General features: G+C 61.6%; 17 protein-coding genes. 10 read left to right on the top strand and 7 right to left on the bottom strand.

What is annotated here, in order from left to right; all coding sequences use genetic code 11:
- Positions 1-104: 104 nt before the first annotated feature.
- From QRN38_RS25360 to cueR, 3 genes are all read left to right on the top strand, one after another.
- Positions 105-485 (top strand): hypothetical protein, encoded by a 381-nt coding sequence (locus QRN38_RS25360; protein ID WP_005770079.1) that lies wholly within the window; start codon positions 105-107, stop codon positions 483-485.
- A 69-nt stretch (positions 486-554) separates the two neighbouring features.
- Positions 555-2753, top strand: a complete 2199-nt coding sequence (locus QRN38_RS25355; protein ID WP_057417909.1) for a heavy metal translocating P-type ATPase — start codon at positions 555-557, stop codon at positions 2751-2753.
- The gene (cueR, locus tag QRN38_RS25350) at positions 2750-3151 is read left to right on the top strand and encodes a Cu(I)-responsive transcriptional regulator (protein WP_024666459.1); all 402 of its coding nucleotides are present in this window, start codon (positions 2750-2752) and stop codon (positions 3149-3151) included. The genes QRN38_RS25355 and cueR overlap by 4 nt, the downstream gene beginning before the upstream one ends.
- 119 nt (positions 3152-3270) lie before the next feature.
- On the opposite strand, the gene QRN38_RS25345 is transcribed toward cueR, so the two are convergent.
- Positions 3271-4167, bottom strand: coding sequence for a PA4780 family RIO1-like protein kinase (locus tag QRN38_RS25345; RefSeq protein WP_005770085.1), 897 nt, complete (start codon positions 4165-4167; stop codon positions 3271-3273).
- Between the two features lie 371 nt (positions 4168-4538).
- Between QRN38_RS25345 and QRN38_RS25340 the strand changes: the two genes are divergently transcribed.
- Entirely contained in the window at positions 4539-5639 is a 1101-nt protein-coding gene (locus QRN38_RS25340; RefSeq protein ID WP_057417918.1) for a bile acid:sodium symporter family protein, read from the top strand.
- Between the two features lie 7 nt (positions 5640-5646).
- Here QRN38_RS25340 and QRN38_RS25335 read toward each other — a convergent pair whose 3' ends face one another.
- The 3 genes from QRN38_RS25335 to QRN38_RS25325 all read right to left on the bottom strand — a co-directional run bounded on the left by QRN38_RS25335 (position 5647) and on the right by QRN38_RS25325 (position 8765).
- Positions 5647-7044: a DUF726 domain-containing protein gene (locus QRN38_RS25335; protein WP_044391333.1), complete on the bottom strand. Its 1398-nt coding sequence runs from the start codon at positions 7042-7044 to the stop codon at positions 5647-5649.
- Between the two features lie 32 nt (positions 7045-7076).
- A complete protein-coding gene (locus QRN38_RS25330) occupies positions 7077-7355 on the bottom strand; it encodes a hypothetical protein (RefSeq protein ID WP_005614458.1) in 279 nt (92 codons plus the stop codon).
- 132 nt (positions 7356-7487) lie between these two features.
- On the bottom strand, positions 7488-8765 hold the full coding sequence (locus QRN38_RS25325; RefSeq protein WP_057417910.1) for an acetyl-CoA C-acetyltransferase: 1278 nt from the start codon (positions 8763-8765) through the stop codon (positions 7488-7490).
- Between the two features lie 108 nt (positions 8766-8873).
- Here QRN38_RS25325 and QRN38_RS25320 point away from each other — a divergent pair, with 108 nt between their 5' ends.
- The 6 genes from QRN38_RS25320 to QRN38_RS25295 all read left to right on the top strand — a co-directional run bounded on the left by QRN38_RS25320 (position 8874) and on the right by QRN38_RS25295 (position 13534).
- The gene (locus QRN38_RS25320) at positions 8874-10229 is read left to right on the top strand and encodes a 3-oxoacyl-ACP reductase (RefSeq protein WP_005770094.1); all 1356 of its coding nucleotides are present in this window, start codon (positions 8874-8876) and stop codon (positions 10227-10229) included.
- Between the two features lie 30 nt (positions 10230-10259).
- A complete protein-coding gene (locus QRN38_RS25315; protein ID WP_057417911.1) occupies positions 10260-11117 on the top strand; it encodes a MaoC family dehydratase in 858 nt (285 codons plus the stop codon).
- A gap of 114 nt (positions 11118-11231) precedes the next feature.
- On the top strand, positions 11232-11537 hold the full coding sequence (locus QRN38_RS25310; protein WP_005770099.1) for a MazG-like family protein: 306 nt from the start codon (positions 11232-11234) through the stop codon (positions 11535-11537).
- Positions 11534-12283, top strand: coding sequence for a methyltransferase domain-containing protein (locus tag QRN38_RS25305; protein WP_007245519.1), 750 nt, complete (start codon positions 11534-11536; stop codon positions 12281-12283). Before QRN38_RS25310 ends, QRN38_RS25305 begins: the two co-directional genes overlap by 4 nt.
- A gap of 19 nt (positions 12284-12302) precedes the next feature.
- Positions 12303-12941, top strand: a complete 639-nt coding sequence (locus QRN38_RS25300; protein WP_011103259.1) for a DUF4136 domain-containing protein — start codon at positions 12303-12305, stop codon at positions 12939-12941.
- Between the two features lie 29 nt (positions 12942-12970).
- Positions 12971-13534 carry a DUF4136 domain-containing protein gene (locus tag QRN38_RS25295; protein ID WP_005770105.1) on the top strand — a complete coding sequence of 188 codons (564 nt, stop codon included), beginning with the start codon at positions 12971-12973 and terminating at the stop codon, positions 13532-13534.
- Between the two features lie 129 nt (positions 13535-13663).
- On the opposite strand, the gene QRN38_RS25290 is transcribed toward QRN38_RS25295, so the two are convergent.
- From QRN38_RS25290 to QRN38_RS25280, 3 genes are read right to left on the bottom strand one after another with little or no spacing between them, the layout of a single operon-like run.
- Positions 13664-14254, bottom strand: a complete 591-nt coding sequence (locus QRN38_RS25290) for an LON peptidase substrate-binding domain-containing protein (protein WP_005770107.1) — start codon at positions 14252-14254, stop codon at positions 13664-13666.
- 13 nt (positions 14255-14267) lie between these two features.
- Positions 14268-14984, bottom strand: a complete 717-nt coding sequence (locus QRN38_RS25285; protein WP_057417912.1) for an LrgB family protein — start codon at positions 14982-14984, stop codon at positions 14268-14270.
- Entirely contained in the window at positions 14981-15343 is a 363-nt protein-coding gene (locus QRN38_RS25280; RefSeq protein ID WP_057417913.1) for a CidA/LrgA family protein, read from the bottom strand. The genes QRN38_RS25285 and QRN38_RS25280 overlap by 4 nt, the downstream gene beginning before the upstream one ends.
- Positions 15344-15506 lie beyond the last annotated feature (163 nt).

Genomic DNA, 15506 nt, shown 5'->3' with positions numbered 1-15506 from the left:
TGCCATCATGTCAAGGTCAAGTTTCTGTTATCGCTGCCGGGCTGGTATTCGGACTGATCGTGAGCCAAGCTGACTCATCAACGTTTACATCAGGAGTATCAGCGATGCGCTGGTCAGCAGTGAGCCTCTTCAGCATTCTCGGTTTCTTGGCTATCGCACCGGCCACTCAGGCTGCTCAGGACTACGGCATTCTGATTATTTCCCGAGAGCGGCTGGAAGTGGCGACCTCCTGCGAAATCGGCATCTACGTTCAGGACCGCCTGGCCGGAAGGCTGTTTCAGGAGGACTCGGTGTCTTTCAACCTGCCGCCCGGCGAAGTGTCCGTGCGCCTGACCACACTGCGCGGCACCGTGGGCGGCTGCGAGGGCGGGATGGAAGCTGCGCGCAACACCAAGATCCAGCTGCATGCCGGGGATATCCTCAAGTACCGCATCGCCACCGACCTGAACGGGCTGTACCTCAAGAAAGCCGACCTCAACTATTGATTCGCGCTTGACCTTGCCCATGTGGCAAGGTTGATCCTTGCAGGCATTCAGTCTCAGGGAGTGTTACAGATGCAAGACATCACCACCTTCGACCTGCCGATCAGCGGTATGACCTGTGCCAGTTGCGCAGGTCGGGTCGAGCGTGCCCTGGCCAAAGTGCCGGGGGTCAACAGTGTGACGGTCAACCTCGCCAATGAACGCGCGCACGTCAGCGTTGCGCCGCAAACCGATCCGCACACCCTGATTTCAGCCGTCACCCGCGCCGGCTATGGCGCAACGCTGATTCAGGACCGGCAGGCCGACGCCGAGAAAAAAATCCAGCATCTGCACCGCGAGCGCTGGGCCTTGCTGCTGGCCATTGCGCTGGCGTTACCACTGATCGCGCCGATGCTCCTGACGCCGCTGGGCTTGCACTGGATGCTGCCCGCATGGGCGCAGTTCGCACTGGCGACACCGGTGCAGTTCATTCTGGGCGCGCGGTTTTATCTGGCCGCATGGAAAGCAGTGCGCGCGGGCGCAGGTAACATGGACCTGCTGGTCGCCATCGGCACCAGCGCGGGTTATGGCCTGAGCGTCTATCAATGGCTGCATGCCGCACCGGGCACTACGCCGCATCTGTATTTTGAAGCATCGGCGGTGGTCATCGCCCTGGTGCTGCTGGGCAAGTACCTGGAAAGCCGCGCCAAACGCCAGACCGCCAGCGCCATTCGCGCCCTGGAAGCATTGCGCCCGGACCGCGCCCTGCGGCTGATTGACGGCATTGAGCAAGACGTCGCGATCAGCGAGCTTCGGCTTGGCGACGCGGTGCTGGTCAAGCCAGGTGAACGCTTTCCAGTGGACGGCGAAGTGCTCGAGGGCCGCAGCCACGCCGACGAAGCGTTGATTACCGGTGAAAGTCTCCCGGTGGCCAAACAGCCGGGTGACAAGGTCACTGGCGGTGCAATCAATGGCGAAGGTCGCTTGCTGATTCGTACTGCCGCGCTGGGTGCGGAAACGGTGCTGGCGCGCATCATTCGTCTGGTCGAAGACGCACAGGCAGGCAAGGCACCGATCCAGAAACTGGTGGATAAAGTCAGCCAGGTGTTTGTGCCGACCGTGCTGGTTATCGCCTTCTTCACATTGGCGGGCTGGCTGCTGGTCGGTGCATCGCTGGAAGTGGCACTGATCAACGCCGTCGCGGTGCTGGTGATCGCCTGCCCCTGCTCGCTGGGCCTCGCGACGCCGACAGCAATCATGGCCGGAACCGGAGTGGCGGCGCGCTACGGCATTCTGATCAAGGACGCAGAAGCCCTGGAGCGCGCCCATGATGTGGACGCCGTGGTGTTCGACAAGACCGGCACGCTGACGTCCGGCACCCCGCGCATCACCAACATGAGCGCCGTGCTGGGCAATGAAGAGCACTTGCTGCAACTGGCGGGCGCACTGCAATGCGGCAGCGAACATCCGTTAGCCAAGGCCGTACTGGACGTCTGCGATGAATGGCAACTGACACTCGACCCGGTCGAAAACAGCCACGCCCTGAGTGGCCGAGGGATCGCCGGCACGGTTCAGGGCCGCGAACTGGCGCTGGGCAATCGGCGCTTGCTGGACGAAAGCGGCCTGCCAATGGGCGAGCTGGCCGAATCCGCACGCATCTGGGAAACCGACGGGCGCACGCTGTCCTGGCTGATCGAGCAGGCTCCGGAGCCGAAAGTGATCGGCATGTTTGCGTTTGGGGACACGCTCAAGCCCGGCACTGATCAGGCAATCAAGGCGCTGAACGCGCGCGGCATCACCAGCCATTTGCTGACCGGCGATAACCGCGGCAGCGCGCAGATGGTTGCCAGGGCGCTGGGGATACACGACGTACACGCCGAGGTGCTGCCTGCCGACAAGGCCAATACCGTGATGCGGCTGAAAAGCAACCATGTGGTGGCCATGGTCGGTGACGGCATCAACGATGCACCGGCGCTGGCGGCGGCTGACGTGGGCATTGCGATGGGCGGCGGGACTGATGTCGCGATGCATGCCGCCGGCATTACATTGATGCGCGGCGACCCGCGACTGGTGCCCGCTGCTCTGGACATCAGCCGACGAACCTACGCGAAGATCCGCCAGAACCTGTTCTGGGCGTTCGTCTATAACCTGATCGGCATCCCGCTTGCGGCGCTGGGCTATCTCAACCCGGTACTGGCGGGCGCGGCCATGGCACTGTCCAGCGTCAGCGTGGTGGGCAACGCCCTGCTGTTGAAAACCTGGAAGCCGCGTGATCTGGAGGACAAACCATGAACATCGGCCAGGCAGCCAGGAGCAGCGGCTTGAGCGCGAAGATGATTCGCTATTACGAGTCCATCGGCCTGCTGAAAGCCGCGCATCGCAGCGACAGCGGTTATCGGTTGTACGGCGCCGAAGACCTGCACACCCTGGCGTTCATCAAGCGCTCACGGGACCTGGGGTTTTCGCTGGAAGAAGTCAGCAAACTGCTGACCCTCTGGCAAGACCGCCAACGCGCCAGCGCCGACGTCAAGGCTCTGGCCCGTCAGCACATCGTCCAGCTGAACCAGAAAATCGACGAGCTGGCCAGCCTGCGCGACACGCTTGAGGAACTGGTGGAACACTGCCAGGGCAACGACCGCCCCGACTGCCCGATCCTCAAGGACCTGGCGTCGGGTGGGTGTTGTTCATAGGTATTCCCGCCGCTCAACAGAGGACGCAGAGCGTCCAGAACGGCATGACGACGCGGAGCGTCGCACGATAGTTGAAATATCGTTGCGAACGCTCCAGTGGGACTGCCTGGCGTCAGACTCTACTGCAGCCACGGCGGCGGCGGTTCTTCGGCGGATTTGCCCGGAGGTGCGTCGTCTGCGGCGCGGGCTGCCTGGCGGCGGGCTTCGTCCAGACGCGCGGCTTCGATCTCGCGCAGTACGCCGCCCACATCGGCTTCGTCCTCCGGCTCATCAAACTCACCGGTCAGCACCGTGGTGGGCGACAGCGTGCCAGCCTCGTAGTACGACCACATCTCCTTGGCGTACTTGGTGCTCCTGAGCTCCGGCGCAAAGCGACCGAAGTACAGGGCCATGTTGCCGACGTCGCGCTCCAGCATGCTGAATGCGTGGTTGTTGCCCGCCGCATCGACCGCTTGCGGCAGGTCGATGATCACCGGGCCAGACGGCGCCAGCAGCACATTGAACTCGGACAGGTCACCGTGCACCAGACCGGCACACAGCATCAGCACGATCTGCTCGATCAGGAAAGCGTGATACTCGCGCGCCTGGTCCGGCTCCAGCACCACGTCGTTCAGACGCGGCGCCGCATCGCCATACTCGTCGGCCACCAGTTCCATGAGCAGCACGCCTTCCAGGAAGTCGTACGGCTTGGGCACCCGGACACCTGCACTGGCCAGACGAAACAGCGCCGCCACTTCAGCGTTCTGCCAGGCGTCTTCGGTTTCCTTGCGCCCGAACTTCGAGCCCTTGGCCATTGCCCGGGCCTGTCGGCTGTTGCGTACCTTGCGACCTTCCTGATACTCGGCCGCCTGACGGAAACTGCGTTTGTTGGCCTCCTTGTAAACCTTGGCACACCGCAGCTCATTGCCACAGCGCACCACATAAACAGCTGCCTCTTTACCACTCATGAGCGGGCGCAGCACCTCGTCGACCAGACCGTCTTCGATCAGGGGTTCAATGCGTTTAGGAGTTTTCATCAGCTTTTATTAAGGGTCCTTTGTTGCCAGATACGCGATTGTTGCCGTTATACGGCAATCCTCCGCCAGCGAGTAGGGGTAGGGCCTTGTGGATTGAAAGGTTTTTAAGCAAAAACCACGCAACACCCCGGTTTAAAGCACCTTTCGTGCCGCACGGCAGGTGAAAGATATTCCGGGACAAAATGTACAGTCGCAGAAAAAGACAGCACCTGGCGTCTTGTTAACTCCCGGCGCAACTTGGCCACAACATGAAACCCCATCGGGCAATCTCCCGAACTCAGCAACTACCCGCCTGCGCGGGATTGGTTACACTTACGCCCTGTTCCAGTGCAGAACGCACAACGACAGTGGCGCTGACTTACCCTACGGCCTTGTGTCGCCAGACGGCCATCGGGCACAGTACCCTGCTGATATTCCTGATTAAAAAGTTGTCCGAGCCTGCCATGCAATCACTCAAACACTTCAAGCGCGTTGCCACCGACTGGTTCCTCTGGGGCATGGTCCTGGCGACGGTTCTTGCCTACTTCCTCCCCCACTTCGGTGCCACGGGCGGCAGCATGCATGCCGAATACGTCATTAACATCGGCGTGTTCGTGGTGTTCTTCCTGCACGGGGTCAACCTGTCCAGCGAGCAGATCAAAAAGGGCCTGAGCAACTGGCGCCTGCACGTGATGATTCAGGTGTTCACCTTCGTCGTGTTCCCGCTGATCTGGCTGGCGTGCAATAAGCTGCTGGGCTCGCATGTGCCTGCGCTACTGATGCTGGGCTTTTTCTATCTGTGCGCCCTGCCCTCGACCATTTCGTCTTCGGTGGCGCTGACCGCAAGCGCGGGCGGTAACGTTCCGGCGGCGATTCTCAACGCCAGCATGTCCAGCGTCATCGGGATTTTCATCACGCCGTGGCTGGTGAGCCTGCTGGTCGGCACTGGCGCAGGCGGTATCGATCTGGGCGATACGCTACTGAACCTCTGCGCCATGTTGCTGCTGCCACTGGTGCTGGGCCAACTGTTGCGTCCGCTGCTGGGCAAGTTCTTTGCGCGACACAAGAAGTACACCAACCTGATCGACAAAATGGTGATTCTGCTGCTCGTCTATGCGGCGTTCTGCAACTCGATGATCTCCGGCATGTGGCAAAGCCAGGGCAACAGCGTGATCCTCACCGCATTTATCGGCACCGCGCTGTTGCTGGCGTTGATTCTGCTGCTGACCACCCGCACCGCACGGGCGCTCAAGTTCGATCACGCCGACAAGGTTGCTGCGGTGTTCTGCGCCACCAAGAAGTCCCTCGCGGCCGGCGCGCCGATGGCGGCCTTGATCTTCGGCAGCAATCCGGGGATGGGGCTGATTCTGCTGCCGATCATGATTTATCACCCGATGCAGTTGATCGTCTGTTCGATCATCGCCGAGAGCTACGCCAGTCGTCATCGCCAGCAGCTCTCGCAAGCCGCACTGGAAGAGGCTCGCGCCGCCTGAGCGCGGCTTACATCAGCGCGTCATCGTCCAGCATGACGCGCGCGTAAAAGACGATGGCCACGGTTGGGATCAACGCCGAATAACCTGGCCTGAGCGCCGTACCAAAATGCGTCAGCAAGCGCTGCACCGGCGCCTGGCGAATGGCACCCAATAACCCTTTGAGCCTGCCGGGGGCTTTTTCGGACTGCGCCGGCTTGAAAAACGCAGCAACGGTCAGGCGCTCGGCCAGCGTATCGACATGCGCGGCGTACACCTCCCAACTCATCGCTCTGACACTGGCGCGGGGCATCTGCACCAGCGGGTGCGCACTGTTGAACGCATGGCGAAAGAACGTTCTGAGCAGCAGTTCTTCCACCTCGACCACCGTGGCGCACTGGTGCAGCGCGTCGTCCAGGCCGTATTGCCGCGCCAGCATGCCCAGCGCTCGGGTATAGGGCACGCCTCGACGACGTGCGGCGTTGACCAGAAAATGTCCGGCGACCAGTTGGAATTCGCGCACGAATGCATAGGCACGGTCTGCTTCGGCATCGTGCAGGCGGGTCCAGCGGCTGCTGCGCAAATGCCTGATCGCTGCGTCCAGCAAGTGATCCGGCGAGCGCGCCAGCACGTCGTGCAGCAATGCGTCCTGCAAGATCGGGTCGCGGGTCGCCACGGGCAAAACCGCGACACCCGTTTCCAACCCTTCACACCCACTGAAACCGGTCGCGATCAGCACTTCCTGCAAACGGCGCCAGTAATGGTGATGGCGATACCCCGCCATGCGCACATTTTCAAAATGCTCGACCGGCGTGCGCCCCAGGCTTTTCTCGCCCAGGTTCAGCAGCAACACGTGGTCTTCGCTGGAATAAGCGTTGATCAGCCGCCCGCTGATGCTTTGTTTGAGCTGCTCGGCCTCGGTGGCATCGAGGCGCACCGCTGCGGCCATCAGCAGCACATCACCCACGACCAGGCCGTGTTCCAGGGGTTGCTCGGCGTTTTTGAGTGCGCTGACCAACAGCCGACCGCCCAGTGAATGGCCGATCAGGTTGACGCGCTTTACCTGCGGATGATGCTCGAACAGGTAGCGGTCCAGTTGCGTCAGCAGCACCTTGCCCATGTCGCGGGCACGATTGCGGATGCGCGCGAAATGAACCACACGGTCCCCCGCCAGCGCCGCCGCACCGGCCAGCGGATGCACACGAGCGGCGGCCATCAGCAGGCCACGGGAGCGGTTATCCATCTGGGTGAAATGGCTCGACGGCCAGAAAGCGAGGATATTCACGCTGTGGCGCAAGGCTGCGGGAATGCTGCTGGCCAGCATGCGCCGGTCATCCAGATCGTGCCCTGAGGAGTAGCCATGAATGAAGACGTTGGCGACCTCGCCCGAGGTCTTGGGCAAGGTCAGAAATTTGAAATGATTTTCCACGTTGTCCTGTCACGCACGGGCGGGTTGCGCGCTCAATTTCTGACGATGAAGCGTTTGGCGATCAGCATGATCAGCCGCAGGCAAAACATGATACCGGTCACGGCGATCACCCATTTGGCAACCAGCACAAAATAACCTTCGATCTCATCGGAAACCAGCCCCACCAGCAGCCCCATGCCGAAGATCAGCAAACCGATCAGCGCCAGGCCAATGTAAGGCCGCAACCAGCGGGTTCGCGCGCCTTTATCGAACAGATAGAGCACAGTGCCGATCAGAATCAGAAGGACCGATATCCCAATGATGAGCCCCATGTTTTACCTCGACGTTACAAAAAAATCCGCTTTTGATTCTGGCCGAAGGCCGTGGTAGCGCCGTCCTGGAAGCTCTGCGTCCGATCTTGACTGCGCTGGCAGCGGATTATGCCCATGACCGCCGCCATTTGCCTAACGCTCAAGAATCGCCGTCACGCCCTGTCCGCCTGCTGCGCAGATCGAGACCAGGCCACGTCCGCTGCCTGCCGCCGCCAGCAGTTTGGCCAGGTTGGCGACGATGCGGCCTCCGGTAGCAGCAAACGGGTGGCCCGCGGCCAGTGAGCTGCCTTTGACGTTCATTTTGCTGCGGTCAATCGACCCAAGCGGCGCATCAAGCCCCAGGCGGGTCTTGCAGTAATCGGCGTCTTCCCAGGCCTTGAGCGTGCACAGCACTTGCGCGGCGAACGCTTCGTGGATTTCGTAGTAATCAAAATCCTGAAGCGTAAGCCCGTTGCGGGCCAGCAGACGCGGAACGGCGTAGACCGGCGCCATCAGCAAGCCTTCCGTGCCTTTGACGAAGTCCACCGCTGCTGCCTCGCCATCGCGCCAGTAAGCCAGCACCGGCAAACCACGTTCGCGAGCCCAGTCTTCACTGGCCAGCAACACCACCGACGCACCATCGGTCAGCGGTGTCGAATTGCCTGCCGACAACGTGCCTTTGGCGCTGCGCTCGAAGGCCGGTTTGAGGCTGGCCAGTTTCTCCAGCGTCAGGTCCGGGCGCAGGTTGTTGTCGCGGATCAGCCCCAGGTACGGCGTCATCAGATCATCCTGCCAGCCCTCGGCGTAAGCGGCGGCCATTTTCAAATGGCTTTCCAGCGCCAGTTGATCCTGCGTTGAACGCTCGATGCCCCAAGTCTGTGCCATCAGTTCGCAATGCTGGCCCATCGACAACCCCGTGCGCGGCTCACCGTTGCGCGGCAGCTCCGGCTTGAGGTGATGCGGGCGCAACTGCAGCAACGCCTTGAACTTGTCAGCGGGGGTCTTGCAGCGGTTGACCTGCAACAGAATGGCGCGCAGACCTTCATTGACGCCGATTGGCGCATCCGACGTAGTGTCCACGCCGCCGGCAATGCCGCACTCGATCTGCCCTAGCGCGATCTTGTTGGCCACCAGCAATGCGGCTTCCAGCCCCGTGCCGCAGGCCTGCTGAATGTCGTAAGCGGGAGTCTGCGCGGACAGCCGCGAGCCGAGCACGCATTCGCGGGTCAGGTTGAAGTCTCTGGAGTGCTTGAGCACCGCGCCCGTCGCGACTTCACCCATGCGCAGCCCGTGCAGGTTGAAGCGCTCGATCAGACCTTCAAGTGCTGCGGTGAGCATGTCCTGATTGCTGGCATTGGCGTACGGGCCATTGGAGCGGGCGAACGGAATGCGGTTACCGCCAACGATGGCGACCCGACGAGGTTGCGTCATGGAAAACTCCCTTTATGCATACGAATGGATGAGCCGTGTCGATCGCAAGAACAAACGTCATGCCACCGTGGTCCATTCCTTTGAACCCCGACTTCAGGAGAGTGTTCCATGCCGTCAGATCGCTATATTGATTTCGCCAATTCCGACATGGGTCGGCGTCTGGTGAACGCCGTCGGTCTGCCCGCCCCCACCCACCTGGAGCGCTGGCAGGCCGGGCGTTTGCGCCCGGTCGAAGGCACCCTGCTGATCAGCGCCGGGCCGCTGGGCGATCAGGTCAGGCAGTTCGCCAGCCGCCTGACCGACTCGCTTTACAGCTTCGGCAGCGAGATGCCCGGCGCAACCGCCTGGGTCGCCAATCAGGGGCCGCGCCTGAAAGCAGTGGTCTTTGACGCCAGTCAGATTCTGCGTACCGAGCAGCTCAGACAGCTCCGGGATTTCTTTCAACCGTTGCTGCGCAACCTCGACCACTGTGCACACGTGGTGATTCTTGGCCGCGCACCGGAGACGCTCGACGACCCGCTGGCGGCCAGCACGCAGCAAGCCATCGTGGGCTTCAGCCGCTCGCTGGCCAAGGAAGTGCGCAACGGTGCGACGGTCAAGCTGTTGCAGGTGGACGAAGACGCGCAGGACCAACTGGAGGGCGCATTGCGCTTTTTCCTGACCCCCAAGGCGGCATTCATCTCCGGTCAGTTTGTCCATTTGAGCGCCTGCCCGAGCAAAGTGCAGGACTGGACGCGCCCACTGGCCGGGCGCAAAGCCGTCGTGACCGGTGCCGCGCGGGGCATCGGCGCCTCGATTGCCGAAACCCTGACCCGCGATGGCGCACAGGTCATTTTGCTGGACGTGCCGCAAACCCGCAAAGAACTGGAAGCACTGGCCTCGCGGCTCGGTGGTCAGGCCCTGGCGCTGGATATCTGCGCGGCGGATGCACCTGCGCAACTGCTTGAACACCTGCCCGATGGCGTCGACATTCTGGTGCACAACGCAGGCATCACCCGCGACAAGACGCTGGCCAATATGCCGGAAGATTTCTGGGACTCGGTGCTGGCCGTCAACCTTGGCGCGCCGCAAGTGCTCACTCAGGTGCTGCTTGATGGCGGCGCGCTGAAAGACAACGCCCGAATCGTGCTCATGGCCTCGATCAGCGGCATCGCCGGTAATCGCGGGCAAACCAACTACACCACCAGCAAGGCCGGCCTGATCGGCTTTGCCAAGGCCATGGCGCCAGGGCTCAAGGCCCGCGGCATCAGCATCAACGCTGTTGCGCCGGGTTTCATCGAAACGAAAATGACCGCCCACATGCCGTTCACCTTGCGTGAAGCGGGCCGGCGCATGAGTTCGCTGGGCCAGGGCGGTACGCCACAGGATGTCGCAGAAGCGGTGGCGTGGTTCAGCCAGCCGGGCAGCGGCGCCGTCAGTGGCCAGGTTTTACGCGTATGTGGTCAAAACGTGATCGGGGCCTGAGGTCCCGCACTGAGTTCAAGGAGATGGATGATGACGGCTCATTGGCGCTACCTCAATTCGCTGCAACCGCTGTCCAACCTGTTCATTCAGGCGGCGCTCAGGCGCAAGGTAACCGGCACACAGCTACCCGATCTTGGGTTGCGCAGCTGGATCGCGGTCGATAACGACAAGCTTGAAGCGTACCGCAAGGTCTGTGGGTTTGCAGACAGCAGCCTGCTGCCGCCGACTTACCCGCATGCGCTGGCTTTTACGTTGCAGATGCAATTGATGACCTCACCGGAGTTTCCCTTCCCGCTACTGGGGCTCATTCATCTGGGCAATCAGATTCGCACCCTTCGCCCGCTCGGCGGCGTGAGCCAGTTGTACATCAGCGTGCAGGCCACCGACCTGCGCCCGCACCCCAAAGGCGCGACGTTTACCTTGCTCACGCAGGCCGAGGACGGAATGGGCCTGCTATGGGAAGAAGAAAGCACCCTGCTGTGCACCGCCGTTCATCTTGAGGACGCGCCTGCTCCAATGCCCGAAGCGTACCTGCGACCGCTCATCGAGCTGGACCGCTGGCGGGCGTCTGCACAGATCGGCCGCGAGTACGCCAAGGTGTCTGGCGACTACAACCCCATTCACCTCAGCGCCGCCAGCGCCAAGCTATTCGGCTTCCCGCGCGCCATTGCCCACGGCATGTGGCTCAAGGCACGTGCGCTCGCAGCACTGGAAGATCACCTGCCCGCCTCGAACGTCCAGATCAGCGTGCAGTTCCAGAAGCCGGTACGCCTGCCCGCCGATGTCACGCTGTCGGCCAGCGCCGCCGGTTCCCACGGTGAGTTTCGTGTCGAAGGCCAGGAAGGTATCGTGCACATGATCGGTAGCTGGCAACCGGCTACGGATTGATGTCATTGCGTACTGTGTCGGGAGCGCTGCTCCCCTCAACGTCTGAACAAACTGCAACGCCCACTTGCCTGGCGACCCGATCCCCCTGAAGCTATGCGTCTTCAGGAGAGCACGATGAACCTCGACGAGTTGACCCAACGCCTGCACCGCATCCGCGACCAGAACGACTGGAAGCAATTTCACAGCCCGAAAAACCTGGCCATGGCTGCCAGCGTGGAAATGGCCGAGCTGGTGGAGATATTCCAGTGGCTGCGCGAAGACCAGTCACGCGAGCTGCCTGCCGATCAGCTTGAGCATGCAGGGCAGGAAGTCGGCGATATCATCCTCTACCTGTTGCTGCTGTGCAGCGAACTGGGGCTGGACATGGAAACGGTCGTGCGCAACAAGCTGGCAGACAGCGAGCGGAGATTTGCCAAGTGAGTGATCGCCATTTCGACCAGTTGGCGACGCGCTTTGCGGAAAAGATCTACGGCGGGGCCAAAGGGGCCATTCGTCTGGCCGTGTTGCAGGCCGATCTGACCGAGACGCTGCCCAAGCGGCCGTTGCGCGTGCTGGATATCGGCGCAGGGTTGGGGCATATGTCGCTGTGGCTGGCCGAGCAAGGTCATGAGGTGACGCTGGCCGAGCCCGCCGAGCCCATGCTTGAAGGCGCACGTCAGCGTTTTGCCGACGCCGGACAGACGGCAACCTTCATTCAGGCCCCGTGGCAGGCGCTGCCCGACTTACTGAGCGACACTTACGATGTGGTGCTGTGCCACGCCGTGCTGGAATGGCTGGCCGAGCCGTACTCGATTCTTCCGGTGCTGCGCAGGCTCACCCAGGACGATGGCTGGCTGTCGCTGGCGTTTTACAACCGCGATGCGCTGATTTATCGCAACTTGCTCAAGGGCCATTTCCGCAAGATGCGTAAAAACGACATGGCCGGAGAAAAGCAGAGCCTGACGCCCCAGCAACCGCTCGACCCTCGGGAACTGGCGACGCAACTTGAAGGGCTGTGGCAAGTCGAAACCCGTAGCGGCGTGCGGGTGTTTCACGATTACATGCCGCTTGAATTCCAGGCCCGGGCCGAGCTGACGGACCTGCTGGAAATGGAGCTGGCGCATCGACGTCATCCGGCGTTTGCCGGGCTGGGTCGATACCTGCACTGGATGTGCCGTCCGGTCTGACATCATTGCGGAGACCCACATGACCTACCGTGCTGCCTCGTTTGTCCTGTTGCTCGGCCTGAGCGTTATCGGGCTGAGCGCCTGCCAGAGCGATAACCCTTACGTGGCCAGCTCGCTGCCCATGCCGCCTGCGCCGCCGCAGGCAGCCAAAACGCTGGACTTGAGCGCTTATCCTGCGCCGCCACGCGACTATGGCAAGTACCGGACCTGGGGCTGGCTCAACGGCCAACTGCCGCCGGGTACAGCCTGGGTGGACTCGGCGCAAGTGGTCGAAGCGTTGAGCAATGGCCTGGATCAGCGCGGCTTGCGCCCGGCTCGTAGTAATCAGCCTGCCGACCTTTACGTAAGCGCCACTACCCGGCAGGAAACCCGGCTGCGCCAGGTGCGTGAGGATTACGATCCGTATTATGGAGGCGGCTCGGGCTATGGCCGTTACGATGGCTATCGACCCGGTTACGGCGGCTACGCCAGCGTACCGGTGGTGCGCACTTATCAGGAAAACGTGATGGTGGTGCAGATCAACCTGATTGATGCGCGCACCGGCCAGCCGGTCTGGAGCGCCAGTGCCGATGCACGCGCCAGCAACAATCTGGCAGACCGCAGCAGCGCATTGCGTCAGGCCGTGCAACAGGCGCTGAGCGCTTATCCTCCTTCTTAGCTCGTCTGTAACTCCTTCGGAGAACTGCCATGTTCCGCCGTATCGCCCTGCTGTCCTGTGCCCTGCTGCTGGCCGCCTGCCAGAGCAACTCGATCAACCGCGATTTCGATGCCAAGCGCGATTTCGCAGGCTATCGAAGCTGGAGCTGGAAAGAGCCCGGCGTGCAGTACCAGCCGGATGATCCACGGCTCAGGAGTGACCTGACCGAGCAACGCATTCGCCAGTCGATCGGCGAACAACTGGACCAGCGCGGCTTGCGCATGGCCGCGGGCGGTGCGCGTGCGGACTTGAACGTGCAGGCCTGGCTGATCGTCGAAAATCGCCAGCAGACGGTTAGCACCAACTATGGCGGCGGCTGGAACCCGTGGGGCGGTTATGGCTACTGGAACGGGCCGATGAACACCGAAACCCGCAGTGTTGACTACAAGGTCAGCACCCTGCAGATCGACCTGTTTGACGGCAAGGACGGCAAACTGGTCTGGCGCGGCAGCACCGAGCGCATCCTCAACGACAACGCCGGCAACCCCGCTGAACGCGACCAGGCCATGCGCAGCACCGTTGCGAAAATCCTGGAGCAGTACCCGCCGCGCTGATTGAGCCTGGCCGTGATGTGGCAGCACTGACTATCGTGCCAGTGCTCCGCGGTGGCATGCATTGAGTGACGCTCCGCGTCACAGATGTTCAGTCGTGCACAATGAATGGCGTAAAGCAGAATCCCGTGCTCAAGCCTGCATATCGCCCTGCATTTCATCGAGCAATTCCTGAATCGCGTCGAGGCGTTCTTCAGGGTCGTCGATTTCCAGCAGTTCGACTTTGTCTTTCTCGGTAAATGGCAGCAAATAGGCCAACTGGTTGGACAGCGAATACTGCCCCTCGGCGGACACGCCCATGTTCAAGGAGGCGACCATCGGGTGTTCGGCCAGGGCTTCCAGCAGCGCAACGAGGTCGGCGTCTTCTTCCTGTAACGGCCGTTCCTCAGGCTCTTGCAGCCATTCAACCTCGGCCACCAGCAGTTGATCGCGCTGGACCTCGGTTGCAATAACGCGGAAGCGGCGCCCACCCACAACACGAATGCCCAGCAAACCGTTGTCCTGCTGCTGAAAATCCTCGACCAGCGCTTCACAGCCGATTCGCGAGTAGCCGTCCGGCACGATGCCGACCTCACTGCCCTGGGTGATGCACACCACGCCAAACCCTTCGCCCTGCTTCATGCAGCGGCCAATCATGTCCAGATACCGGGCTTCAAACAGTTGCAGATCAAGCACACAACCCGGAAACAGCACAGCGTTCAGTGGAAACAAAGGCAACGTCATAGAAAAGCCTCCTTTAAATGGCCAGCGACATTGCCAGCGGCAGAAACAGTGCCGTTGCAACGCCCATCAGACTCATTGCCAACGCAGCAAAAGCCCCCGATTCCTCACCTTCTTGCAACGCCACGGACGTTCCCACCGCATGGGCGGTCAGGCCCAGGGCCATGCCCCGCGCCGCAGGATTGTCCACGCCGGCCAGCGACAGCAGGCACGGGCCGAAAATGGCACCGAATACACCTGTAATCAATACAAAAACCGCCGCCAGCGCCGCCACTCCGCCAATCTGCTCGGCGACCAGCATGGCGATGGGTGATGTCACCGACTTCGGTGCCATCGTCATCAAAATCATGTGATCGGCCCCAAACAGCACCCCGAGGCCCACGCACAGCCCGGTGGCAAATACTCCGCCGATCACCAGCGTAGTCAATACAGGCCAGAACAACTGCCGAATGCGCCGCATATTCAGATAAAGCGGCACGGCCAGCGCAACCGTCGCCGGCCCCAGCAGTGTGCTGAGAATCTCGGTGCTTTTGCGGTACTCGGTGTATTCCAGGTCGCAGACCAGTACCACGCCGATCACCACCACCATTGAAACCAGTACCGGCTGGAGAAACAGCCAGCGGGTTTTTTCGTAAGCGGCCATCGCCATCTGATAGGCACCGAGCGTGACCGCGATGCCGAAAAGCGGGTGATGAATCACCGACATCCATGCGCCGTGCCAGTCCAGAGTCATGACAACTCCTGGCGGCGAGCCTGACGCCTGACGAGCTTCTGCATCAGCCAGCCGACGAAGGTCAGGGAAATCATCAGCGACAGGGCCAGGGTGCCAAAGATCGCCCAGAAGTCCTGGGCAATGGCCGACGCATACACCATCACGCCGACGGCTGGCGGCACCAGTAACAGTGGCAGATAGCGCAACAGGCTGCTGGCGGCCACGCTGATTGGCTCGCTGACTTCACCGCGCAGCATCAGGTAAGCCATCAGCAGCACCAGGCCAATGATCGGCCCCGGCAATATCGATAGAAACAGATGGTTGAGCGCCGTGCCCAACAATTGGAACAGCACCAGCCATGTCAAACCCCGTAACAACATGAGGACTCCAGCAAATAAACGAATCCGGCGAATTCACCGCGCCATTATAAACACGCCGCGCCAGAGACTATGCGTGGGTATTCGCATCCATGCAGTCGCTTGACCAACCGGCAACCGTCTGCTGATCTTGAGGTTCGCCTGGCGGGGAAAGCCGCTGCGGCCA

Source organism: Pseudomonas sp. CFBP2511 (assembly GCF_030209255.1).
Taxonomy (GTDB): domain Bacteria; phylum Pseudomonadota; class Gammaproteobacteria; order Pseudomonadales; family Pseudomonadaceae; genus Aquipseudomonas; species Aquipseudomonas avellanae.
The sequence above is the reverse complement of the archived record's forward strand: the minus strand, read 5'-3'. Positions and strand labels throughout refer to the sequence as shown.